Annotated in this window: 19 protein-coding genes; 12 read left to right on the forward strand and 7 right to left on the reverse strand. The window is 34.0% G+C overall.

Features of this window, described 5'->3' with window-relative positions; all coding sequences use genetic code 11:
* Positions 1 to 6 precede the first annotated feature (6 nt).
* Together JE46_RS05125 and JE46_RS05130 are read left to right on the forward strand one after the other, a co-directional pair.
* Positions 7 to 654 (forward strand): HAD family hydrolase, encoded by a 648-nt coding sequence (locus tag JE46_RS05125; protein ID WP_031454186.1) that lies wholly within the window; start codon positions 7 to 9, stop codon positions 652 to 654.
* 124 nt (positions 655 to 778) lie between these two features.
* The gene (locus tag JE46_RS05130; RefSeq protein ID WP_031454187.1) at positions 779 to 1,510 is read left to right on the forward strand and encodes a hypothetical protein; all 732 of its coding nucleotides are present in this window, start codon (positions 779 to 781) and stop codon (positions 1,508 to 1,510) included.
* Between the two features lie 52 nt (positions 1,511 to 1,562).
* On the opposite strand, the gene JE46_RS05135 is transcribed toward JE46_RS05130, so the two are convergent.
* Together JE46_RS05135 and JE46_RS05140 are read right to left on the reverse strand one after the other, a co-directional pair.
* Positions 1,563 to 2,486: a tetratricopeptide repeat protein gene (locus tag JE46_RS05135; protein ID WP_167343418.1), complete on the reverse strand. Its 924-nt coding sequence runs from the start codon at positions 2,484 to 2,486 to the stop codon at positions 1,563 to 1,565.
* Between the two features lie 42 nt (positions 2,487 to 2,528).
* The gene (locus JE46_RS05140; RefSeq protein ID WP_031454189.1) at positions 2,529 to 3,005 is read right to left on the reverse strand and encodes a TspO/MBR family protein; all 477 of its coding nucleotides are present in this window, start codon (positions 3,003 to 3,005) and stop codon (positions 2,529 to 2,531) included.
* Positions 3,006 to 3,151: 146 nt separating this feature from the next.
* Between JE46_RS05140 and JE46_RS05145 the strand changes: the two genes are divergently transcribed.
* The 6 genes from JE46_RS05145 (at position 3,152) to JE46_RS05170 (ending at position 7,859) form a co-directional block, all read left to right on the forward strand.
* Positions 3,152 to 4,234 (forward strand): diphosphomevalonate/mevalonate 3,5-bisphosphate decarboxylase family protein, encoded by a 1,083-nt coding sequence (locus JE46_RS05145; protein ID WP_031454190.1) that lies wholly within the window; start codon positions 3,152 to 3,154, stop codon positions 4,232 to 4,234.
* Positions 4,235 to 4,264: 30 nt separating this feature from the next.
* Positions 4,265 to 4,483: a hypothetical protein gene (locus tag JE46_RS05150; RefSeq protein ID WP_031454191.1), complete on the forward strand. Its 219-nt coding sequence runs from the start codon at positions 4,265 to 4,267 to the stop codon at positions 4,481 to 4,483.
* The gene (locus tag JE46_RS05155) at positions 4,483 to 4,809 is read left to right on the forward strand and encodes a type II toxin-antitoxin system RelE/ParE family toxin (RefSeq protein WP_031454192.1); all 327 of its coding nucleotides are present in this window, start codon (positions 4,483 to 4,485) and stop codon (positions 4,807 to 4,809) included. The genes JE46_RS05150 and JE46_RS05155 overlap by 1 nt, the downstream gene beginning before the upstream one ends.
* Positions 4,810 to 4,814: 5 nt before the next feature.
* Positions 4,815 to 5,753 (forward strand): mevalonate kinase family protein, encoded by a 939-nt coding sequence (locus tag JE46_RS05160; protein WP_031454193.1) that lies wholly within the window; start codon positions 4,815 to 4,817, stop codon positions 5,751 to 5,753.
* Positions 5,754 to 5,785: 32 nt separating this feature from the next.
* Positions 5,786 to 6,742 (forward strand): geranylgeranylglycerol-phosphate geranylgeranyltransferase, encoded by a 957-nt coding sequence (locus JE46_RS05165; RefSeq protein ID WP_031454194.1) that lies wholly within the window; start codon positions 5,786 to 5,788, stop codon positions 6,740 to 6,742.
* Positions 6,743 to 6,950: 208 nt separating this feature from the next.
* Entirely contained in the window at positions 6,951 to 7,859 is a 909-nt protein-coding gene (locus JE46_RS05170; RefSeq protein WP_031454195.1) for a pseudouridine synthase, read from the forward strand.
* Positions 7,860 to 8,017: 158 nt separating this feature from the next.
* Here JE46_RS05170 and JE46_RS05175 read toward each other — a convergent pair whose 3' ends face one another.
* Positions 8,018 to 9,358 carry a hypothetical protein gene (locus JE46_RS05175; RefSeq protein WP_031454196.1) on the reverse strand — a complete coding sequence of 447 codons (1,341 nt, stop codon included), beginning with the start codon at positions 9,356 to 9,358 and terminating at the stop codon, positions 8,018 to 8,020.
* Between the two features lie 12 nt (positions 9,359 to 9,370).
* Positions 9,371 to 11,587: a TonB-dependent receptor gene (locus JE46_RS05180; RefSeq protein WP_083480846.1), complete on the reverse strand. Its 2,217-nt coding sequence runs from the start codon at positions 11,585 to 11,587 to the stop codon at positions 9,371 to 9,373.
* A gap of 137 nt (positions 11,588 to 11,724) precedes the next feature.
* On the opposite strand from JE46_RS05180, the gene JE46_RS05185 reads away from it, so the two are divergent.
* The gene (locus tag JE46_RS05185; RefSeq protein ID WP_035136429.1) at positions 11,725 to 12,774 is read left to right on the forward strand and encodes a helix-turn-helix domain-containing protein; all 1,050 of its coding nucleotides are present in this window, start codon (positions 11,725 to 11,727) and stop codon (positions 12,772 to 12,774) included.
* Between the two features lie 55 nt (positions 12,775 to 12,829).
* On the opposite strand, the gene JE46_RS05190 is transcribed toward JE46_RS05185, so the two are convergent.
* Entirely contained in the window at positions 12,830 to 13,930 is a 1,101-nt protein-coding gene (locus JE46_RS05190) for a DUF4407 domain-containing protein (RefSeq protein WP_031454199.1), read from the reverse strand.
* Between the two features lie 401 nt (positions 13,931 to 14,331).
* Between JE46_RS05190 and JE46_RS05195 the strand changes: the two genes are divergently transcribed.
* Positions 14,332 to 17,142: a TonB-dependent receptor gene (locus tag JE46_RS05195; RefSeq protein ID WP_031454200.1), complete on the forward strand. Its 2,811-nt coding sequence runs from the start codon at positions 14,332 to 14,334 to the stop codon at positions 17,140 to 17,142.
* Between the two features lie 75 nt (positions 17,143 to 17,217).
* On the forward strand, positions 17,218 to 18,276 hold the full coding sequence (locus JE46_RS05200) for a phytase (RefSeq protein ID WP_031454201.1): 1,059 nt from the start codon (positions 17,218 to 17,220) through the stop codon (positions 18,274 to 18,276).
* Positions 18,277 to 18,403: 127 nt separating this feature from the next.
* Here the strand turns inward: JE46_RS05200 and pckA are convergent, their stop codons facing one another.
* Both pckA and JE46_RS05210 read right to left on the reverse strand, forming a co-directional pair.
* Positions 18,404 to 20,008 (reverse strand): phosphoenolpyruvate carboxykinase (ATP), encoded by a 1,605-nt coding sequence (pckA, locus tag JE46_RS05205; RefSeq protein WP_031454202.1) that lies wholly within the window; start codon positions 20,006 to 20,008, stop codon positions 18,404 to 18,406.
* A gap of 186 nt (positions 20,009 to 20,194) precedes the next feature.
* Positions 20,195 to 20,581 carry a DUF423 domain-containing protein gene (locus tag JE46_RS05210; protein WP_031454203.1) on the reverse strand — a complete coding sequence of 129 codons (387 nt, stop codon included), beginning with the start codon at positions 20,579 to 20,581 and terminating at the stop codon, positions 20,195 to 20,197.
* Positions 20,582 to 20,911: 330 nt separating this feature from the next.
* On the opposite strand from JE46_RS05210, the gene JE46_RS05215 reads away from it, so the two are divergent.
* The gene (locus tag JE46_RS05215) at positions 20,912 to 22,276 is read left to right on the forward strand and encodes a saccharopine dehydrogenase family protein (RefSeq protein ID WP_031454204.1); all 1,365 of its coding nucleotides are present in this window, start codon (positions 20,912 to 20,914) and stop codon (positions 22,274 to 22,276) included.
* The last annotated feature ends 109 nt before the right edge of the window (positions 22,277 to 22,385 follow it).

A 22,385-nucleotide genomic window follows, 5' to 3' on the forward strand; every position in this document is an offset into this window, starting at 1 on the left:
TAAAAAATGAAATTTAAAGGAATTATTTTTGATTTAGACGGAACGTTAGTAAACTCATTAGAAGACATTTCAGATGCCATGAATTCAGTACTTACAAGTCTAAATTATCCAACGCATACTTATGATACGTATCAATATTTTATTGGCAGCGGTTTACGGAATTTAGTAAGCAAGGCTTTGCCTGTATCAAACAATTCTCAGGAGCAGATTGAAACCTGCTTTGAAAGTATGGTGAAAGGTTATCGTGAAACCTGCACGCTGAAAACAAAACCATACGACGGAATTGTCGAATTACTGGATAATTTGGCTTCACAAAATATCAAAATGGCGGTTTTCTCCAACAAGGCAGATGAGTTGACCAAGAAGATAGCTACTGAAATATTTCCAAATCATTTTGATGCTGCAGTTGGTCTGAGTACAGAAGCGCTTAAAAAACCAAATCCGTTTGAAGCAGTCGAAATCAGCAAAAAATGGAACTTAAAACCCGAAGAAATCCTTTTTGTAGGCGATTCTGATATCGATATGCAGACAGCAGTAAACGCAAATATGTTTCCTGTTGGCGTTACCTGGGGTTACAGAACTCAGGAAGAATTGAAAAACAGCGGTGCAAAATTGGTTATAAATTCGGCTTCAGAATTGATTGATATTTTATAAAACATTTGATTTAATATTTACTCCATTTCAATATCCTAACGTAAGTATTAACAAGAATTTACACAATCCATAAGTTTTCATTAAGACGATTCTAATAATTTTACTCTCAGCAAATTAATTCTGTATGAGAGTAAAATTACTTACCACAATTTCTTTATTTACCTATCAGTTATCTGTTTCACAAACTGAAAAATTGCTTCATGGCAAAGTAGTTGCTCAGGATCTTCCGCTTAAAAATGTAGAAGTAATCAACAAAACTGCTAAAATCAGCACCAGAACAAATGAATCGGGCGAATTTTCAATTAGTGTAAATATAAAAGACAGTCTGCTTTTCTTCTCAAAAGATTTTTTATTTACAAGATTAAAAGTCACAGCAGAAAACATTCAGTCCAATCGTTTTACAGTCAATATGATTGCCAAACCGGAAGAGCTGAAAGAAGTTGTCGTTTTGAATAAGGAATCAAAAACAGTCTGGCTGACTAAAGAAGAAATAGAACAAATTAAACTAAATGCTCACAAATCAAAAGAAGGATTAAAAATTGCTGGTTATAAAGAAGCAGTTATGCCCAACGGAACAGATTTTATTTACCTAGGAAAACAAATTCGGAATTTATTCAAAAAAGAAGAAACTCCTAAAAAGGAAAGTCCCAAAATTGATTTAAACCAGCTTATAAAAAGCACATTAAATCCTGATTTTTTGACAAAAGAGCTGAAATTAAAACCCGAAGAAACAGCGCTTTTTATTGAATTCTGCGAAGCTGATCCTAAATCTAACACCCTTTTAGAAAATCCAAATATTCTGGCTACGATGGATTTTTTATATTCTAAAAATGAAGAGTTTAAGAAGTTGAGGTAGATAGTAAGAATTAAAAACACATTAATTTAGGTATGAGTTTTTAAAATCATTTTTAGGACTGTGTATTCTTTGAATTTTTCGATTTAGAATAAAATAGTATTAAACCAATTAATATTACTCCGCCAATTATTGATATAACAATCCAAATATCAATTCTTACTTTATTATTTATAGATTCAGATTTTTTTTGATTTTTAATTTTACCATAACTTGCGCTGCTTTCATAGTAGGAGTTTAGCCTTTTGTCAATTATTTTATCTTTAAAACCATACTCTTTGGCCTTTTTGTAAATTTGTTTAGCGTTCTGGTTTTCTCCTATAATTTTAACTGCGTTCCCAAGTTCAAAAAGTAACACGGAAATAATATGATCTTCAGGTTTAATAAAGCTCATTCTTTCATTGACTTGAAAGTAGACAGACTGAGCAAATAGCCTTAATTGTTTGTTAGACAAATTTGTTTTCGGAAAAGCTTCTTTCCCAAAACTATTATTTGTTAAAAACTCACCGGAAACATTTTTGATGTCTTTGACTTTAGCTTCTAATATTTTTAAATGCAGCCATTCAGAACCATAGTGAGATTCAGGATTAATTTCAATAGATTTTTTAATCCAATTGTACGCTTTTTGATTTTCTCCTATTAATTCATATAAAGTCCCAATATTTGATGCTGTCGAATATCTATTAGGCTTAATTTTTTCAATATTGAGATATAATTGTAAAGCTTCGTGATATTTTTTCTGAATAATTAAAACATATCCTTTGTCTGATAAATATTCAATATCATTAGTTTTTCGATATAAACTATCAAGTTCAATTAGAATCTTAGAGGATTTAAAATTTGAAAAGTTATGTCCATGAGGAACTAGTCCTCTAAAATCGATATAAGCAATTTCGCCATTCTTCAAATATTTACTTTCACCATTCAAACAAGCAAAAGATTTAAATGAAAGTAAAACTAAAACAATAAAAACCTTCAATTTATTCATAACTATACATTTTATATAACAAAAAAACTGAAACTACTTATTCAACCACCAAATGCTCGCATTCAAAATAGCTGCAAAGCCAACCCAGGCCAAATATGGGATTAATAAATATCCGGCTGTTTTATTGATTTTAGTAAATTTTAAATACGTTTCATAAATCATCAGCCATAAAAGCGCAATTTCAATTAAAGCCAGCATCGGATTTTTTAGTCCGAAGAATAAGTAAGACCAAACCGCATTTAATGTCAGTTGAATTATAAAGAATCCTAAAGCTTTTTTGACTTCTTCATTTTGCTTTTTTATTTTATCCCAGACTAATCCGGCTGCAACGGCCATTAAAATATAAAGCAAGGTCCAGACCGGCATGAAAATCCAGTTGGGCGGATTAAAAAATGGCTTCTCAATTGTTGGGTACCACTCTGCTACGCTGGGTCTTGTTACCAGACTTGCAGAATATCCTACTGCCAGACAAACTACTAAAGCTATTGCTATTTTTACGAACTTATTCATGATAATCAAATTTTGAATCAAAAATAGTCAAAAAGAAAAATTTCAAACCATATAAGTCATATTAAGTTCATTTTAGTAAAAGCTGCTTATATTTCTTATATAACTTATATGGTGAAAAAGTTATCTTTGTCAAAATTTTATAATTCATGTTTACAGCAGCTGATTTTATTCCTAAAACATATTCTTCAACAATTGAAAACGGAAGCTTTGAATGGAGTGCTCCAAGCAACATAGCATTGGTAAAATACTGGGGGAAAAAAGACAACCAGATTCCGGCGAATCCATCGGTAAGTTTTACATTGAATAATTGCAAAACCATTACAAAACTTGCTTTTGAAAAGAAAGAGAGTAAGGATGCTTTTTCATTTGATTTATTATTTGAAGGAAAACCAAAAGAAGATTTTAAGCCAAAAATCAGAAAGTTTTTAGAGCGAATTGAAGAATATCTGCCGTTTTTGAAAGATTATCATTTCACGATTGATACTCATAATACTTTTCCGCACAGCTCGGGAATCGCTTCTTCGGCATCCGGAATGGCCGCTTTGGCAATGAATTTTATGAGTTTAGAAAAAAAGCTCAACCCGGAAATGACAGACGATTATTTTTATCAGAAAGCATCATTTTTAGCCCGTTTAGGTTCCGGAAGTGCATGCCGAAGCGTGAAAGGAAATGTTGTTGTTTGGGGAAATCAGGCAAATATCGAAGGAAGCTCTGATTTATTTGGGGTTGAATTTCCGTATGCAATCCATGAAAATTTCCATAATTATCAGGACACGATTTTATTGGTTGATAAAGGAGAAAAACAGGTTTCGAGCACAGTTGGACATGATTTAATGCACAATCATCCGTATGCCTACAGCCGTTTTGCGCAGGCACACGAGAATCTTGATAAATTAATCGCTATTTTCGAAAGTGGAAATGTAGAAGAGTTTATCAAAGTTGTAGAAAGTGAAGCTCTGACTTTGCATGCCATGATGATGACTTCAATGCCTTATTACATCCTGATGAAACCAAATACATTGCAGATTATCAATGCCATCTGGAAATTTAGGGACGAAACAAAAACTCCGGTTTGTTTTACCCTTGATGCCGGTGCAAACGTGCATGTGCTTTATCCTGAAAATGTAAAAGAAAAAGTATTACAATTTATTAAGAACGAATTAGTTGGCTTTTGTCAAAATGGTCAGTACATTTGCGACGAAATTGGTGATGGCGCAATTGCATTATAATTTTGCGTATCTTTAGTTAAATTTTTGATTATGGACATTCAATTAGAAAAACTTGAACTGATAAAGTTGTTAGCAGATACAGAAGATCCGACTATATTAAAATCTATTCGAAAAATTTTCAAAAAAGAACAGAAAGATTGGTGGGATGACTTGACTGATCAGCAGAAAGAAGAAATTGAAGAAGGAGAAAGACAAATTGAACGTGGTGAATTTGTTTTGTATGAAGATATGATGAAAAAACATCGTTAATGAAAAGAACGATAATCTTTTCAAAAAACGCAGAAAAAAGTTTATTTGAATTATTTGGGTATCTGGAAATGAAATGGTCAGATAAAGTTAAAAATAAATTTATATCAAATCTGGACAAAGTAATTTATCTAATACAAATAGAACCTGAAATTTTTCCTAAATCGGAAATAAATAACAAATATCACAAATGTGTTTTATCAAAACAAACAACAATCTATTATAAATTCAACACAAAAAGAGTTGAAATAATTGCATTCTTCGACACTAGGCAAGACCCAAATAAAATAAAGAAAGACCCAAATAAAATAAAGAAAGACATTAAATAAATGATATGAAAGGACCATTATTTTACTCAAAAATATTACTCTTTGGAGAATACGGAATCATTCGCGACTCTAAAGGACTTTCTATTCCTTATAATTTTTACAATGGCGCACTAAAGAAAGATGAAAATCCTTCTGCAGAAGCCATTGCCTCAAATGCAAGTTTAAAACGTTACACCACTTATCTGGAAACCTTACAAACAGAACAGCCTAATTTGGTTGCTTTTGATTTGGCAGCTTTAAAAAGTGATGTTGAAACCGGAATGTATTTTGATTCCAGTATTCCGCAAGGATATGGAGTAGGAAGCAGCGGTGCTTTGGTTGCAGCTATTTATGATAAATATGCTACCCATAAAATTACGGTCCTTGAGAATCTGACCCGTGAAAAATTATTACAGCTAAAAAACATATTTGCAAATATGGAGAGTTTTTTCCATGGAAAAAGTTCTGGTCTGGACCCATTAAACAGCTATTTGAGTATTCCGATTTTAATTAATTCTAAAGATAATATCGAAGCAACCGGAATCCCAACCCAAAGTTTCGATGGTAAAGGCGCAGTATTCTTATTAGATTCAGGTATTGTTGGCGAAACGGCTCCTATGGTCAATATCTTCATGGAAAACCTGAAAGACAAAGGTTTCCGTGCGATGCTAAAAAACCAATTCGTTAAATATACTGATGCCTGTGTAGACAACTTTTTACATGGCGATATGAAATCGTTGTTTACGAATACTAAAAAGCTTTCTAAAGTCGTTTTAAACAATTTCAAACCAATGATTCCTGAACAGTTTCACGGAATCTGGCAAAACGGAATTGACACTAATGATTATTATTTAAAACTTTGCGGTTCTGGCGGCGGCGGTTATATTCTGGGTTTTACTGAAGATTTAGAACGTGCTAAAGTTTCCTTAAAAGACTATAAATTAGAAGTTGTTTATCAATTCTAAATTTATACTTTTCCAAACTTTAAATCCGTATGATGTTAAACAGACAGCACAAACTTTTAGTAATGAAAATTGTCAGTCTGTTTTCTGTGGTAAGAGGCTACAACATTCCGATTATTGTTTTAGCACAATATTTATCAGCTATTTTTATACTCGCACCTGAAAAAAGGGCACTTGATATTTTATTGGATTCTTATTTGTTTCTCATTGTATTTGCTTCGGCAGTTACAATTGCTTCGGGGTATATTATCAATAATTTTTACGACAGTCAGAAAGACTTAATCAACAGACCCAACAAATCGATGCTGGATCGTCTGGTAAGTCAAAAAACAAAACTTTCGGTTTATTTCTCTCTGAACTTTATGGCTGTTCTGATGGCTTTGATTGTTTCATGGCGTGCTTCTTTATTTTTTTCGGCCTATATTTTCCTGATTTGGTTTTACTCTCATAAAATAAAAAAATATGCTATTATCGGAAACCTAACAGCTGCCTTTCTGGCTGTTTTACCATTTTTTGCCATTTTGTTATATTTTTATAACCAAATTTCATTTGAAGAAATAGAAAACCACAGGAGCCATTTTACCATTATTTCATCTCACGCCATATTTCTTTTTTTATTATTGCTGATTAGGGAAATGATAAAAGATCTTGAAAATTTAAAAGGTGATCTGGCCAATAATTACCAAACTATTCCAATACTTTATAATGAAGCCATTTCGAAAAAAGTTATTACAGTTTTAACCTTTCTAACGATACTTCCGGTTTACGTATTAATCAATGTTTATGACGTAGGTTATATGGATATTTATTTCTATGTATGTTTTATAACATTACTTTTTTTTCTGCTTTATTTATGGAAATCAAACTCAAAAGAGCAGTACTTACTGCTTCATAATGTGCTTAAATTTTTGATTGTTTCGGGCGTTTTTTGCATTGTTTTGATTAACCCGAGTGTTTTGTGGCACGGGAAGCAGCTGATTTCTAATTATTAGGTTTTATTCCGCAGAGATTCGCAAAGCATTTTCGCAAAGATTCGTAGAGAATTATAAAATTTTGTGCAGCTCTGTGTAATAATTAATCTTTAAAAAAGCCAATTGTGATGCTCCTGATTAATGAAAACCGTAATGCTATTAATCTAACAATATTGAACTTAAGATTTATTAGCAGGAAAAAACTATCTTTGCACAAATTACAGAATTTATGAACAACAAGGAAGGGAATAATAAAAGAGGCGGATCGAGACCAAACAGCTCAAAATCAAACTCCGGCAAGCCAAAACCTCCTATGGCAAAGCGTGCTCAAGGGCCGAAGAAAGTGAAACCTGCTGTGAAGGCAGCCGAAGAAGAGAAAGCACAAAAAATTAAAAAACAAAATCAGGCTCCAAAAAGACAAAAAGCTTCTGATGAAATACGTTTGAATAAATATATTTCGAATTCAGGTGTTTGCTCGCGTCGTGATGCAGATATATACATTCAGTCAGGAAACGTTAAAGTAAATGGCGTTCCGGTAACTGAAATGGGTTATTTAGTAAAATTAAATGATGTGGTAAACTTTGACGGAGTGGTTTTAACTCCTGAAAAGAAAGAATATATCTTGTTGAACAAACCTAAAAACTTTACGACTGCTCTTGATGAAGGTCAGGAATATCGTAATGTTTTAGAATTGGTTCGTGGTTCTACAACGGCAAAAATTGCTCCGATTGGGAGAATGGACAAAAACACAACCGGTTTGTTGTTATTTACGAATGATACAGATATGATTCGTAAGTTTACCTTACCGAGTCAGAAATCGTCTAAAATTTATCAGGTTTCATTAGATAAAAACCTGAAATTTGAGGATTTAGAGAAAATAAGCAAAGGACTTGTTCTTGATGGTCATCGTGTATTTGTTGAAGAAATCAGTTATATTGATAACGAGCCAAAAAGTGAAGTTGGTCTTAAACTGCGTTCATCGAATGTAAAAGTGGTACGTGCTATTTTTGAAAACTTTGAGTATGATGTGTTGCGTATTGACCGTGTATCTTTTGCAGGTTTGACTAAAAAGAATCTGCCAAGAGGAAACTGGCGTTTTTTAACAGATCAGGAAATCATCAATTTGAAAAATGTTTAAGAAAAATGATTCCGAATAATATAAAAAAACCTATTTCAGTTTATGAAATAGGTTTTTTTGGTTTTTCATGTAGATTTATTGAGACAAATTTGTCCTTAAAATAGAAAGTCGAAAAGAGTTTATACTTCTTTCGGCTTTCTTATTATAAAATAATGAGCTTAAAATACTCCAATATAATGATTGCCCGGTTTGTTGATTAATTTAGCACCTTTAGTTACAACATTAGTTTTACTGTTGATAACATAGATGTTACCATCTTTTCCTACAGGAGTAACAGCGATGAAAACTTCATCTCCATTCACTACAAAGCCCTGATATTGTCCAAAATTAAGATCGGCATCATAAGGAATTCCGGTTACAAGTTCAGCTTTTTTAGTATTCAAATCTATACGTGCAACAAAGCCCTGATCGTCGGCATTTGCGTGTGTATAAAGCACATAAGCAATTCCGTCACCAGCATATCTCCAGGCATCAACGTAAGTACCGGTAACACCTAAAGCAGCATCTAAACTAAATACATAAGAGTTATCATACTGATTGTTTGAATTGATTTTTAAGATGTGAGACCCCTTTGTGTCATTTTGAGTTGCCTGATAAATATTTCCATCTTCTGCCAGGAAATTATTAAAGCTACGGTAACCATTTGTGTTTCCGTCACTAAGTGTAGAAGAGATTATCGTAGGGTTTTCTAATGAAGGATAATCTACCACAAGTGATTTTGCAGAAATTCTTGTAAAAGTTGTTCCAGATGGGTGAGCTGCCCCAGTTGCAGGATCATGTTTTCCTTTTGCAACTCCAATAATTAATTTGTTACCTGCTTTATTTAACACAGGGCCATCTAAACGAGAAATATAATGTCCCAAAGCTTCTTCTGAAGGAGATAGCGGAAGTTCGTATTGTTTGTAACCATTAATCAAAACATTTTGTAGATGTAAAGCCAGTACAGTTGCTCTTCCTCTAGAATGTTTGTATGTTTTTCCATCTGCCTCAATTGTTACTTTAACACCTGAAAGGTTTACTGCAATACCTGTTTTATCTCCGTCAAATAGTTTTACCCATCTTGGAGATGCAGTAGCATAATCTGATATGTTTACAGTAACATCTGATTGCACCATGTTTTTTCCTCCACCTACGGTATACCTTGAAAATTCACCTCCGTCAGGTCCTGTATAAGCAATGTTAAAAAGTGTTGCTCCATCTTCTGATGATTGTAAACGAGCTGTTCTTTGTGATTTTACATGGAAACCGTTATCATAAGCATTAATTGATTTTTCAGGGTTTTTAGCATCATCTACACTAACAGCATATACCATAGTACCACCATTTCCATCTCCTGGATTAGTTCCCATCAAGGCACCAGCCAGAGTAATCCAACGAGTACTGTTTCCTAAATCTGGCTCATATCCGCCATCATTATTATTGTCACTGCTGCAACTTGCTAAAGCGAGTCCTGCTACTACAGCAGTACTCATGAAAAAATTTGAAATTTGATTTTTCATATTTGTACTTATTTAAAAATTATTAATAGTATAGTTTAATTTTAGATAGAAAGCTCTGCCAGGTTTTTGTGCGGCAAAGTTGTCATAGGCCTCACGGTTGAATATGTTTTTAGCATCAAAACTCAGGATGAATTTTTTGTTTGGAAATATATAGCTCAAACCTAAGTCTTGAATAAATTGCGTAGGTGTCATGTAATTATCAGATTCAACCCAAATAGTATTGTAAGATGCAACATATCCACAATAGTAAAATAAGTTTAGAATAGCTTTGTCCTGAAACAGATTCTTTAATGTATACTGCACATTTCCATTAGCCGTGAAAAAAGGTTCGTTTGGTATTTGAACATTATATCTGTTACTGATTTTTTCGCCATTAAATTTACTTTTGAAAAGGGAATTAAATTTTGAAAGATTAAATCGAATGTCTAAATTTTTAAAGCCATAATTCATTTCTGCTTCAAATCCTATGGCCTGACTGGCAGCAAGGTTTTCAAATGGAAAAGTTTCTATATTATTTACCGGCCTGTCATTCGATAAAGCAACAATTTTGTCTTTGGTATCTCTGATAAATCCCGTTGCGGAAAGTGAAATACGGTGTTCCTTTATTTTATAGGAATCGAGACGAAATCCTAAATTGAAATTATTACTGATTTCGGGTCTAAGATTAGGATTTCCAACTAAATTTTCGCCCTGATCACCAAAAACCTGTGATTCAGAAGGCATTCTTACCGCTTGCTCAGCTGAAGCAATAACGAATAAATTTTGAGTAACCGCGTATGAAGTTGCAACACCGTATCCGGTTGTTGATCTGGAATCATTAGTGATTTGCTCTACTCTTACAGTTTGCCCATTTACCACTTGTGCTTTTGGATCTATTCTTTCTACTTTCTGGTTGTAATATTTACCAAAGAAGTTTGCTTTTAAACGGGAATTAAAGGCCTGCATTTCATAACCTAATGAAAAGACATTTTTAGTAATATTACTTGTTGCCTGGTAATTGTTTTCCAAAATGGTTAACAAAGCGTCATAATCTTCTCTGTCTGCTATATAAAATAAATGGTTAAATTCTAATTTATGATTGGCAGCAATACGATATTGTAGATCAGATCGAATATTGGTTATTTTTCGATCAATCGTACTCATTGTTGGTCTGCCTTGTTGTGCTCCACTTTGGGTTAATAGAGGTTTCCCATATAAATCAAGAACCTTTTCATCGTACCAGTTGTAAGCCCATTTTACAGTGTCCTGAATGTACTGCGTTCTGTTACTGTAAACACCATTAAGAGTAAATTCTAATCCTTTTGTAAAAAGGTTTTTCTTATTGTAATTAACCGTTAATATATTTGATTCAGATTCTGTAAATCTTCCTTTGTAAGGAGTTGCCATGTACTGACCGTGTTGTACTTCTTTATAAGCTTCGGAACCTGTGTAGCCAATCATAAAATTATTAGCCCATTTTACATCGGTATAACCCAGTTCAAAACGAGAACCATAGGAGCGGAAGGCATCGTTAAATCGTTTTGCCCTAACTCTTTCTTCGCGACCGTTAGGCTGTTTGTTTTTTACAAATTTCCCCCATACTTCATAGTTATTATCTGAATAGCTAAAAAATCCGGATCCTTTTGCAGTGAATCCTGTTTTCTCATCGCGATACATTCCGCTAATGTCAGATTGTACTGTATTGAATGAGCCATAAGAGGTTGAAACATTGAAATTATTTTTCAGGCCACCCTTTTTAAGAATTACATTAATAGCACCTCCTAGAAAATCACCGGATAAATGTGTTGGCAAAACACCTTTATAAACTTCAATTCGTTCTATTAATGCTGGTGGAATTGTATTTAAATTAAAAGAAGAACCATACGTACTGATATCTATACCGTCAATAAATATTCCGATAGCGCTGCCGGCCATTCCATTCAGGTTATATTCGACAAATGAGCCTAAACCACCAGCCTGACGTACTCTTACACCAGCACTTTGATTTAGTAATTCGTTAGTTTGTATATTTCTTAAAGAAGCTTCCTTTGTTTCAATTACATTAACAGCAAAGCCTTGTGTCTCTATTTTTTGTTTTTTAGATTTTCCCTTAACTTCTACATTTTCCAATGTCTCGGCTTCGGACTGTTTTTTAGTCGTTTTCTCTTTTTCTTTAGCCTGATTTTCTTGTGAAAAAGACGGTAAAGTCATGAAAATAAACAGAATAAGAAAAGTGTATTTATTGAGCATTGATGGTATTTAAAATTTTTAGCAGATATTGTTCTTAATTAGACTTATTATAAATAAATTTGCAGCAAAAGTACCATGACAGCTCTTAAAACAGATAGGGAAAAACGGATTATTATTTTGTAAAAACGGATTATATTTTGAGATTTAAATCAATCATTCTGGGAGAAGAAGAGCCTATTATAGACATAGAAACAGCCGCTTACAATCAAAAAAATCATTTTACTGAAGAAAATATCAGTATAAAGAAGGAGCAATTGGGAGTAATTACAAGCACGAATCTTGTTACTGAAGATGTTTTGATTATTGATATTCAAATGTGTTTTTCGACGCCACAGACGATCCGGACTGAAATGGTTGGTGAGTCAGTAGTACTGAATTTTATTTGCTGCAATAATGTAGAAGCAAATATAGACGATGTGGAAAGCGAAAAGTACACCACAGAAAACACGCATAATATCCTTTACACATCAAAACTCAACGCTATTTTTAAAATTCCTGAATCAGAAGAAATTAATTACCTGTCGATTATTTTGTCTCCCGATTTTTATTCTAAATTGATTAATGAAAACTGGGATTTACATCAAAAATTCTCCAAAAATATTTTACAGAAAAAAACCGGTTACCTGACGCCAAAATACGTTCCGTTCAATTCAGAAATTCAATGGGTTATCCACGAAATAAAGAATTGTAAATATTCAGGCTCCATGAAAAAAATGTACCTGGAGGCTAAGATCAAAGAGCTTTTAATTTTTCAGCTTGAATCCTTAAAGGAACTTGAAAGCAAAGTTCCAGTTGATGAAAAGGATTTTAAAAAACTATTGGAGGCCAAAAGAATTTTAGAACGCAATTTTACAAACGCACCTTCACTTCTGGAACTTTCGAGATTGATTTCGCTCAACGAATTTAAACTCAAAAAAGGGTTCAAAGCTTGTTTTGAAACCACGGTAAAAAGTTACGTTACCAAACTCAGAATGGAGTATGCCAAAAAGTTATTCAAAAATAAAAATTCAAATGTAGGGGAGGTAGCTTATAAATGTGGTTATAAAGATGTATCTCATTTCTCAGCTGCTTTTAAAACATTTTATGGGTTTACTCCAATGAATTTTAGAAAATTCAACATTTTTACCAATTTGAATTTTATTTTCTGGGAGTTAACTGACTTTTTTCCATTTGTTGATTTTTTATAAAAAGAAAGAAGCTTATCCGGCCTCTTTCTTTACAATTTTATAAATCACTGTAGAATTACAGTGTCCGTTTTTGTTTTTCTAAAAAACCATTTGATTGCAGCTCTAACAATTCGGTTGCATTCTTTCGCTGCAGATTGTACAGGTTCCTATCTTCGGCAATATCAGCATATACTTTGTCGTGCATTTCTGCACTTGTTTTTATCAATAACTCACGCTGGTATTTATTTTGTTCCAAAGTGGCTTTCATGGCAGTTTCAGCTTCTTCCTGTTTAATATCGAATTCGCCTTTTGGAGCCAGCAATTTGGCAATTATAGGAGAAGTTTCGATTGCTAAAAATAATAGCATAATAAAAAATGACGGTAGCCACGGTAATTTGTTCAATGCATTGATTCTCGCCATTAATCCATCAAAACCTTCGATGATTGGCTGTGTCTGTGAAACCTTTTTATCCAGATCGGCCTGAAGCTGTTTGTCTGTTTTTTCTTTTTCGGCAATTTTGGCTTCGTTAGTGGCTTTTAAAGTTTCGAATTCCTTTAAAGCAGCATCGTGTTTTTCTCTCTTTTCTTTATAAACCGGGCCTTTTCCTAATCTTTTAGTTCCTGTAGTCCCTTCGGCTTCTGTAATGTAAGTGGAGTATAAAGCATTTACTTCTTTCTCTTTTTGCAGAATATCAGCTTTTAAAGCAGCAATTTCAGCCTTATTTTTATCCAAATCCGATTGAAAATAAGTTCCTATTTGCTTTTTATTAGCCAGTTCCATTTCGTTTTTTTCTTTTAGCAAAACGGTATTGATTTCTTTTTCGAAAATTTTGATTTCAAGTGGTTTTGAAATTACGATGGCAATGATAATCGCAAGAATAATTCGGGGAGTCGCCTGCAGGAATTCATCCATAAAGCGATCTCTTTTTTTAATAGTAGAAACGATAAAACGATCCAGATTGAAAATGAGTAAACTCCATACAAATCCAAAAATAAGAGCAGGATAAATAGAGTCAAAAACAGTAAAAAGCGCATAAGTACTGGCCAGAAAAGCCATTACTGCAGTAAAAAAAACGGTGGCGCCAATACCAACATATTTGGTTTGTTCGCCTTCTGAACAGCTTTCGAGAAGCTTTCTGTCGGCTCCTGAACACAGGATAAAAAATTGTTTTAACATGATTGATGATTTTTGATTGATTGATAAGGCAAATTTAACGCCAAAAATTTAATTGCAACGAAAATCGTTGATTTGTTTTTATTTGTAAATCAATTATTTAGTATTTTTTAATTTTTTAAGTCCATAGTAATTAGTAATTAGTAATTAGTAATTAGTTTTTTGTTTATCGAATAAGAAAAGAAAATTCATTTATAAGAACTACAATGTTAATAGCTCCCACATTAAGCTAATCACTAGTAAGTGTTTACTAATTACTGAGTAGTTATGCTATTTCAATGTTACATAAACATTACTATTTTTTGCTTCGAAACACTCAATCATAACATTATGTTAATTTTTTTTAACTGCTTTAGTAACATTCAGGTTTTAGTTTCGCAACCGAAAATTAAACCAAACACACAATGAAAAATTTTTATGTGGCAGCAATGCTGTTTTTATTAACGCTGACGAGTTATGCTCAAAAAGCAATAATATCAGGAAAGGTATTAGATGCTGATGACAAACTTCCCTTGCCGGGAGCCATGATTCAGATTGTTGGAGAGAACAAATACACTGTCTCTGACTATAATGGCCGTTTTGAATTGCTTAATATTAATGTTGGAACGTATCAGGTAACGGTAAAATATATTGGATATACTGCTATTACTCAGGAAATCACAGTAGAGCAGGGCAAAAACAACGTAATCGATTTTGCACTTAAAACTTCAGGAACAGAATTGAATGAGGTTGTAGTGGGAGACATTTTAAAAGGTCAGGCAAAAGCACTGAACCAGCAAAAAAATAACAAAAATATCGGAAACGTAATTTCATCAGATCAGGTAGGCCGTTTCCCGGATGCCAATGTGGGTGATGCTTTAAAACGTGTTCCCGGTATCACGATGCAAAATGATCAGGGTGAAGCACGTAACATTATTATTAGAGGTTTAGCTCCATCTTTGAACTCTGTAACGTTAAATGGTGACCGAATCCCATCTGCAGAAGGAGACAACAGAAACGTTCAGATGGATTTAATTCCTTCTGATATGATTTCGACTATCGAAGTAAATAAAACATTGACATCAGACATGGATGCTGATGCGATTGGAGGTTCTGTAAATTTAGTTACCAGAGCAACTCCAAATGGCGAGAGAATCTCAGCAACGCTTTCCGGAGGTTATCTTCCAATTCGTGAAAATGCTTCTTACACAGCCGGATTAGTGTATGGTAACAGATTTGCCAACAATAAATTAGGAGTAGTTGTTAGTGGATCGTACAATAATGTTGATTACGGGTCTGATAACATCGAAAACGAATGGGTAAAAGATGATTTCGGAAACCAGTATTTGCAGGCTTCAGAAATTAGAAAATATGACGTACAGCGTATCCGTAGAAGTGGGTCGATTGCTTTAGACTATAAATTTGATGAGAACAACTCTATTTTCGCCAATGCAATTTACAACTGGAGAGATGACAGAGAAAACCGTTTCAGAACGACTTATGATGATATTGAACCACTTTATAATGGTGAAGAAATCATTGGTTTTGAAGGTCGTGTAAAACGCCAGACAAAAGGAGGGGTTGATAATAATCGTAACAAAAACAGAAGATTAGAAGATCAGCGCGTTCAGAATTATTCTATTCGTGGAGAACATTTAATCAGTTCAAAATTAGATTTAGACTGGTCTGCAAATTATGCAAAAGCAAGAGAATACCGTCCTGAAGAGCGTTACATCGAATACCGTCAGAAAGGTTTAGAGATGTTTCAGGATTTATCTGATCCAAGATTTCCTTTGCTGACAACTGTTGGTGAATCTACAGATGAATTTAAATTTGATTCTGTTTCAGAAAACACAGATGAAACCAGCGAAAGTGAATTTGGTGCAAAAGTGAATATTCGTTTTCCATTCTCTGTAATTGCAGGTGAAAAAGGAAGACTAAGAACAGGGCTTAGATTACGTTTAAAAGAAAAAGAAAGAAATAATAATTTCTACGCTTACGAGCCAATCAATGACGGAATGGAATTATTATCTGAGGTTCCAACCAGCTATTTTGATGGAAAAAACTTTAATCCGGGAAGTAAATATGTACCGGGAACTTTTGCTTCGGCTAATTTCTTAGGAAGTTTAGACCTTAATAACGCCAGTTTATTTGATAAAGAAGCAGATGCGGCTGAGTATTTGGCTGTAAACTATAACGCTAAAGAAAGAATTACTGCTGCTTATGTAAGATGGGACCAGGATTTTAATGATAAACTTTCAATGGTTTTAGGTTTCCGTATTGAAAACACACACATCGATTATACAGGAAACCGCGTTTTAGATGAAGAAGAATTAGAAAGCCAGATCAATACGACAAATTCTTATACTAATTTATTGCCAAGTATTTCATTTCAATACAATGCTACAAAAGATTTAGTTTTAAGAGCAGCTGCCACTACTGCTTTAGCAAGACCAAACTATTATGCATTGGCACCTTATGTAAACAATATTGCGGCTGATAAAGAAATTACAGCGGGAAATCCGGATCTTGCTGTAACGTATTCATACAATTATGATTTCATGGTTGAGAATTATTTCAAATCGGTTGGATTAATTTCAGGAGGTGTTTTCTACAAAAAATTAAATGATTTCATTTACAATTACAGCGATAATCAATATACAGATGCAAAATTTGCTGCAGATTTCCCTACTCAGGTAAATCCAATTCCTGCAGGTGAAAACTGGTCATTTGTACAATCCAGAAACGGAGATCAGGTTGATGTTTATGGTTTTGAGGTAGCACTTCAGCGTCAGTTAGATTTCCTGCCTGGTAAATTCTTAAAAGGTTTTGGCATTTATTTAAACTATACGTACACTAAGTCTAAAGCAAAAGGAATTGCTGACGAAGACGGAAATGAAAGAAACAACATCAGTCTTCCCGGAACTGCTCCGCACATGTTCAACGGATCATTATCATGGGAAAACAAACGTTTCTCTGCAAGAATTTCTACTAACTTCACATCCGATTATTTAGATGAATTAGGTTCAGAAGCATACAACGACAGTTTCTATGACAAACAATTTTTCTTAGATGCGAATGCTTCTTATAAAATTACACCTAAACTTCGCTTTTTTGCTGAAGCCAATAACTTAACAAATCAGCCGTTGCGTTACTATCAGGGAATTGAATCGAATACAAAACAAGCTGAATACTATCAGGCCCGTTACAATTTCGGATTGAAATTAGACTTGTAAAACCTGTTTTTTAAAATTCATAAATTAGACAGAGTTTAGCGGCTCTGTCTAATTGTATACAAATACATAATAAAAATGAAAAATAAATCGATACTTGCTTTTTTACTTTTAGCCCTTTCATTTATGGCTTGTAAAGATGATAAACTGGCACCGGTGGCATCAAATTCGATAAAACCAACAGCTGTTACAGAAGCTTTGCCTCACGATACCGACGATCCTTCGATATGGATTCACCCAACGGATGCTGCAAAAAGTATTATTGTGGGAACAGATAAAGATACAGACGGTGGTTTGTATGCTTTTGATCTGAATGGAAAAATCCTTAAAAAATCAATTCCTTTAAAACGTCCGAACAATGTTGATATCGCTTACGGATTGGTTATTGACGGAAAAAAAGTTGATATCGCCGTTACAACAGAACGCGAAAGCAATAGAATCAGAGTTTTCAGCCTGCCGGATTTAGAGCCAATTGATAATGGAGGAATTTCGGTTTTTGAAGGAGAAGATTTGCGTGATCCAATGGGAGTTGCTTTATACACACGTCCGACGGATGGTAAAATATTTGCCATTGTGGGAAGAAAAACAGGCCCTTCCGGAAGTTATTTATATCAATATGAACTTTTTGGAAACGGAAAATTTGCTGTTGGAAAAGTAGTTCGCAAATTTGGAGCTTACAGCGGAAAGAAAGAAATTGAAGCCATTGCTGTTGATAATGAATTAGGAACTATTTTATATTGTGATGAGCAATTCGGAATCAGAAAATACAAGGCTGATCCTGCTTTAAATGATAATAAAGAATTGGCATTTTTTGGACAAAAAGACTTCAAAGCCGATCACGAAGGAATTGCGATTTACAAAAAAACAGACTCTACAGGATATATTTTAGTGTCAAACCAACAGGCAAACACTTTTATGGTGTATCCGAGAGAAGGTGTGAACGGAAATCCAAACAGTTATAAATTACTGGCAGAAGTTCCAACGTCAACAATTGAATGCGATGGTGCCGATGTAACCAGCGTTAATTTAGGCGGAAAATACAAAAACGGTCTTTTTGTAGCGATGAGTAACGGAATGACATTCCATTATTACGCCTGGGATTTGATCCAGAAGCGTATTGACGAAGCAAAAAAATAAATTTTCAGTGTTGTTTTCAGTCGCAGTATAGTGTTTAGTGTTTATTTTTTTTAGCTGCGACTGGAGACCAAACAAAAAAGCTGTTCATAACGAACAGCTTTTTTTAGTTTGAATTAAATAATCTTCCTTATTCTGTTTTTGGTGCGCCAGCTAAAATTTCAGCGTTGGCAAACTCTTCAAATTTGGCAAAATTAGCTTTGAATTTCTGAGCCAGTTCGATTGCCTTTTTATCATATAACGCAGGATCTTCCCAAGTATTTCTCGGATTCAATATTTCGCTTGGAACATTTGGGCAGGATTGCGGTTTTGCAATTCCAAATACTTTATGGTTTACGTACTCCACATTGTCCAGTTCTCCGTTTAGAGCTGCCGTAATCATCGCACGGGTGTATTTTAATTTCATACGGCTTCCGGTTCCGTAAGCTCCGCCAGTCCATCCAGTATTGATTAACCATACTTTTACATCGGCGTCTTTCATTTTTTTGCTTAGCATTTCAGCATATTTTGTTGGATGCAAAGGCATAAATGGTGCTCCAAAACAAGCAGAAAAATTAGGTTGAGGTTCTGTTACACCTGCTTCAGTTCCGGCTACTTTTGCTGTATAGCCCGAAATAAAATGATAAGCGGCCTGACCCGGAGTCAGTTTTGAGATAGGAGGCAAAATTCCGAAAGAATCTGCCGTTAAGAAAAATATATTTTTAGGATTATGGCCAATAGAACCCGGTTGAATATTATCGATATGTGTTATTGGATAACTCACGCGTGTGTTTTGCGTAATCGAAACATTATCATAATCAACTTCGTTAGTTCCTTCTTTGAAAACCACATTTTCTAAAAGCGCTCCTTTTTTGATAGCTCTAAAAATATCCGGTTCATTTTCTTCAGATAAGTTGATTACTTTGGCGTAACAGCCGCCTTCAAAGTTAAAAACGGTATTTTCGCTAGTCCATCCGTGTTCATCGTCACCAATTAATTTACGTTCCGGATCTGCAGATAAGGTTGTTTTTCCTGTTCCGGATAAACCAAAGAAAATAGCAGTATCTCCAGCTTCACCCACATTGGCGCTGCAGTGCATTGGCAACGTGTTTTCGAAAACCGGTAAAATGAAATTCAAGGCAGAGAAAATTCCTTTTTTCATTTCTCCTGTGTAACCTGTTCCGCCAATTAAGGCTACTTTTTTGGTAAAATCCAAAATAGCAAAATTAGACTGTCGTGTGCCGTCTACAGCAGGATCTGCCATAAAACCTGGCGCACAGATTACCGTCCAGTCAGGAGTAAAGTTAGCCAACTCGCTTTCTTCAGGTCTTAAAAACATATTGTAGCAAAACAAGTTTGACCATGCTGTTTCTGTTACTACCCGAACATTTAGTCTGTAATTTGAATCAGAGCAAACGTATGAATCGCGTACAAAAACTTCTTTGTCTGATAAAAACTGGGTTACTTTATCATATAGTTTTTCGAAAGCTTCTGGTGAAAACGGAATATTTACATTTCCCCACCATACTTTATCTTCCGTAATTTTATCTTTCACAATAAAACGATCCTGTGGAGAACGTCCTGTAAATTCGCCTGTATTAATTGCCAAAGCACCTGTAGAAGCTTCAACACCCTGCCCTGATTGTAGCGTAATCGCATGCAGTTCATCTGCGGATAATTGATAGTGAACTTTAGCATTTGTAATTCCTAAATCCATAAGCGAAATCGATTGCGAGGAAAGTGTATTCGTTTCCATAAATTTTTGTTGTGTTATAATTTACTTTAAAATGTCAATTTTAAAAATCCAATTAACCAGGAATTTGTGTTATATTATTTAATTATACTAATGAATAACATAAAAAACTCACAGTAATTAGGTTACGTGTTATATATACAACAAAATTAGGTATTAAATTTTAGATAGAATTTTTTTAAACCAATTTTATGATTTTTTCTTAAAAAAAGTAGCTAAAAGTACAAACCAGGCGAAGATTAATAAGAAACCACCAATTGGAGTTACGAATCCTATAATTTTAAAGTCAACTGAAGTTACATTTTTTGTAGTCAGTAAATAGATCGAACCGGAAAATAATAAAACGCCTCCCAGCACTAAATTATAAATTACTTTTAATGTCTTCAAAGACAACTCTTTTCTGGAAGCGACAAAGAACAAAAAGAAAGCGTGATACATTTGATAACGAACTCCGGTTTCAAAACTTGTTAATTGTTCCGGAGACAATATGGCTTTTAAAGCGTGCGCACCAAAAGCACCAAAGATAATCGCTATCATTCCAAAAAGAGCTGCTGTAATAATTATTTTTCTTTCCATGTTTATGTATTTAATGACGTTGTTGAAATTAAAATCAGGTATCAGGCTGGGGCCATTCGACTTCGCTCAGGATAAACTTAGTCGAAGCTCTTTCCGATTATTCTTTTGCTCTGATTATTGTATCAAAATTAAATTTCTAATCAATTTCACTCAACGAAGAGTGTTTTTATTATCACAAAAATACTCTTAATTCAACCAAACAAAAAACAATTCAAATACACTTTTCAAAAAAATCTGATTTACTTTGTTTCATTTATTTTAAAAAGTTTACTATTCTTCAATTGTTATTTTTGTAACAATTTGCTATGTTTGTGTTATATATGTAAATTTATGAGAACTATTCTAATCATTGGAGCGGGAAGATCCGCATCTTCCCTGATACGATATTTGCTTTTAAAATCTGAAAGTGAAAATTTACATATTGTAGTTGCCGATTTATCTTTGGCTTTGGCCGAAAAGAAAATCAATAAACAGCCTAATGCTACTCCAATTACCCTGAACATTTTTGATGTTGAAGAAAGAAAAGCTGCCATAGAAAAAGCCTCTATTGTAATTTCGATGCTTCCGGCCTATTTACATATTGAAATTGCAAAAGACTGCCTGCAATTCAAAAAACATCTCGTTACCGCTTCCTACATAAGCGATGCCATGATGGAACTTGACGAAGAAGCCCGAAAAAACAATTTGATTTTCATGAATGAAATTGGTCTCGATCCCGGAATAGACCACATGAGCGCCATGAAAGTTATTGACGAAATTAGATCGAGAGGTGGTAAAATGCTGCTTTTTGAATCTTTCTGCGGTGGTTTGGTTGCTCCGGAATCAGATAACAATTTGTGGAATTACAAATTTACCTGGGCACCCAGAAATGTAGTTTTAGCAGGGCAGGGTGGTGCAGCAAAATTTATTCAGGAAGGAACTTATAAATACATTCCCTATGGAAGTTTATTTCGCAGAACTGAATTTCTTGAAGTCGAAGGTTACGGAAAATTTGAAGCGTATTCTAACCGTGATTCACTTAAATACCGGTCAATATATGGTTTAGATGATATTTTGACTTTATACAGAGGAACAATTAGAAGAGTTGGTTTTTCAAAAGCATGGAATATGTTTGTGCAACTGGGCATGACAGACGACAGTTATATCATGGAAGATTCTGAAAACATGAGTTACCGTCAGTTTACCAATTCATTTTTGCCTTATCACCCAACAGATTCGGTCGAAATAAAAATGCGTTTGATTTTAAAAATCGATCAGGACGATATTATGTGGGATAAACTTTTAGAACTGGATTTATTTAACCCAAACAAAAAAGTAAATCTTCCCAATGCAACTCCGGCACAGATTCTGGAAAAAATACTAACTGACAGCTGGACGCTTGAACAGGATGATAAAGATATGATTGTGATGTACCATAAATTTGGTTACGAACTGAATGGAGAGAAGAAACAAATCGACTCAAAAATGGTTTGCATAGGTGATGATCAGACGTATACGGCAATGGCAAAAACCGTTGGATTACCTGTTGCCATAGCCACATTATTGATTTTGAATGGAAAAATTACAACTCCGGGCGTACAGCTTCCAATCAATAAAGAGGTGTATTTGCCTATTTTAGATGAACTGGAAAGTTACGGCGTTATTTTTAACGAGCAAAACATGCCGTATTTTGGATATAATCCGGACTTATTTTAACGGATTTATTTTTAGTTTTTGAATTTTTAAAATCCGCTTCTTAAATAAAGGAGTGGATTTTTTTGAGGTGTTTTCTTGCTTATTTAATTGTAATTGGTAAAGTATAAGA

It is taken from the genome of Flavobacterium chungangense LMG 26729, assembly GCF_000735715.2.
GTDB lineage: Bacteria > Bacteroidota > Bacteroidia > Flavobacteriales > Flavobacteriaceae > Flavobacterium > Flavobacterium chungangense.

Bases quoted from the DNA above. Each gene is read 5' to 3' on its own strand.
- JE46_RS05125 (WP_031454186.1), top strand. From the start codon at position 7: ATGAAATTTAAAGGAATTATTTTTGATTTAGACGGAACGTTAGTAAAC.
- JE46_RS05130 (WP_031454187.1), top strand. From the start codon at position 779: ATGAGAGTAAAATTACTTACCACAATTTCTTTATTTACCTATCAGTTA.
- JE46_RS05140 (WP_031454189.1), bottom strand. From the start codon at position 3,005: ATGAATAAGTTCGTAAAAATAGCAATAGCTTTAGTAGTTTGTCTGGCA.
- JE46_RS05145 (WP_031454190.1), top strand. From the start codon at position 3,152: ATGTTTACAGCAGCTGATTTTATTCCTAAAACATATTCTTCAACAATT.
- JE46_RS05150 (WP_031454191.1), top strand. From the start codon at position 4,265: ATGGACATTCAATTAGAAAAACTTGAACTGATAAAGTTGTTAGCAGAT.
- JE46_RS05155 (WP_031454192.1), top strand. From the start codon at position 4,483: ATGAAAAGAACGATAATCTTTTCAAAAAACGCAGAAAAAAGTTTATTT.
- JE46_RS05160 (WP_031454193.1), top strand. From the start codon at position 4,815: ATGAAAGGACCATTATTTTACTCAAAAATATTACTCTTTGGAGAATAC.
- JE46_RS05165 (WP_031454194.1), top strand. From the start codon at position 5,786: ATGTTAAACAGACAGCACAAACTTTTAGTAATGAAAATTGTCAGTCTG.
- JE46_RS05170 (WP_031454195.1), top strand. From the start codon at position 6,951: ATGAACAACAAGGAAGGGAATAATAAAAGAGGCGGATCGAGACCAAAC.
- JE46_RS05175 (WP_031454196.1), bottom strand. From the start codon at position 9,358: ATGAAAAATCAAATTTCAAATTTTTTCATGAGTACTGCTGTAGTAGCA.
- JE46_RS05180 (WP_083480846.1), bottom strand. From the start codon at position 11,587: ATGCTCAATAAATACACTTTTCTTATTCTGTTTATTTTCATGACTTTA.
- JE46_RS05190 (WP_031454199.1), bottom strand. From the start codon at position 13,930: ATGTTAAAACAATTTTTTATCCTGTGTTCAGGAGCCGACAGAAAGCTT.
- JE46_RS05195 (WP_031454200.1), top strand. From the start codon at position 14,332: ATGAAAAATTTTTATGTGGCAGCAATGCTGTTTTTATTAACGCTGACG.
- JE46_RS05200 (WP_031454201.1), top strand. From the start codon at position 17,218: ATGAAAAATAAATCGATACTTGCTTTTTTACTTTTAGCCCTTTCATTT.
- pckA (WP_031454202.1), bottom strand. From the start codon at position 20,008: ATGGAAACGAATACACTTTCCTCGCAATCGATTTCGCTTATGGATTTA.
- JE46_RS05210 (WP_031454203.1), bottom strand. From the start codon at position 20,581: ATGGAAAGAAAAATAATTATTACAGCAGCTCTTTTTGGAATGATAGCG.
- JE46_RS05215 (WP_031454204.1), top strand. From the start codon at position 20,912: ATGAGAACTATTCTAATCATTGGAGCGGGAAGATCCGCATCTTCCCTG.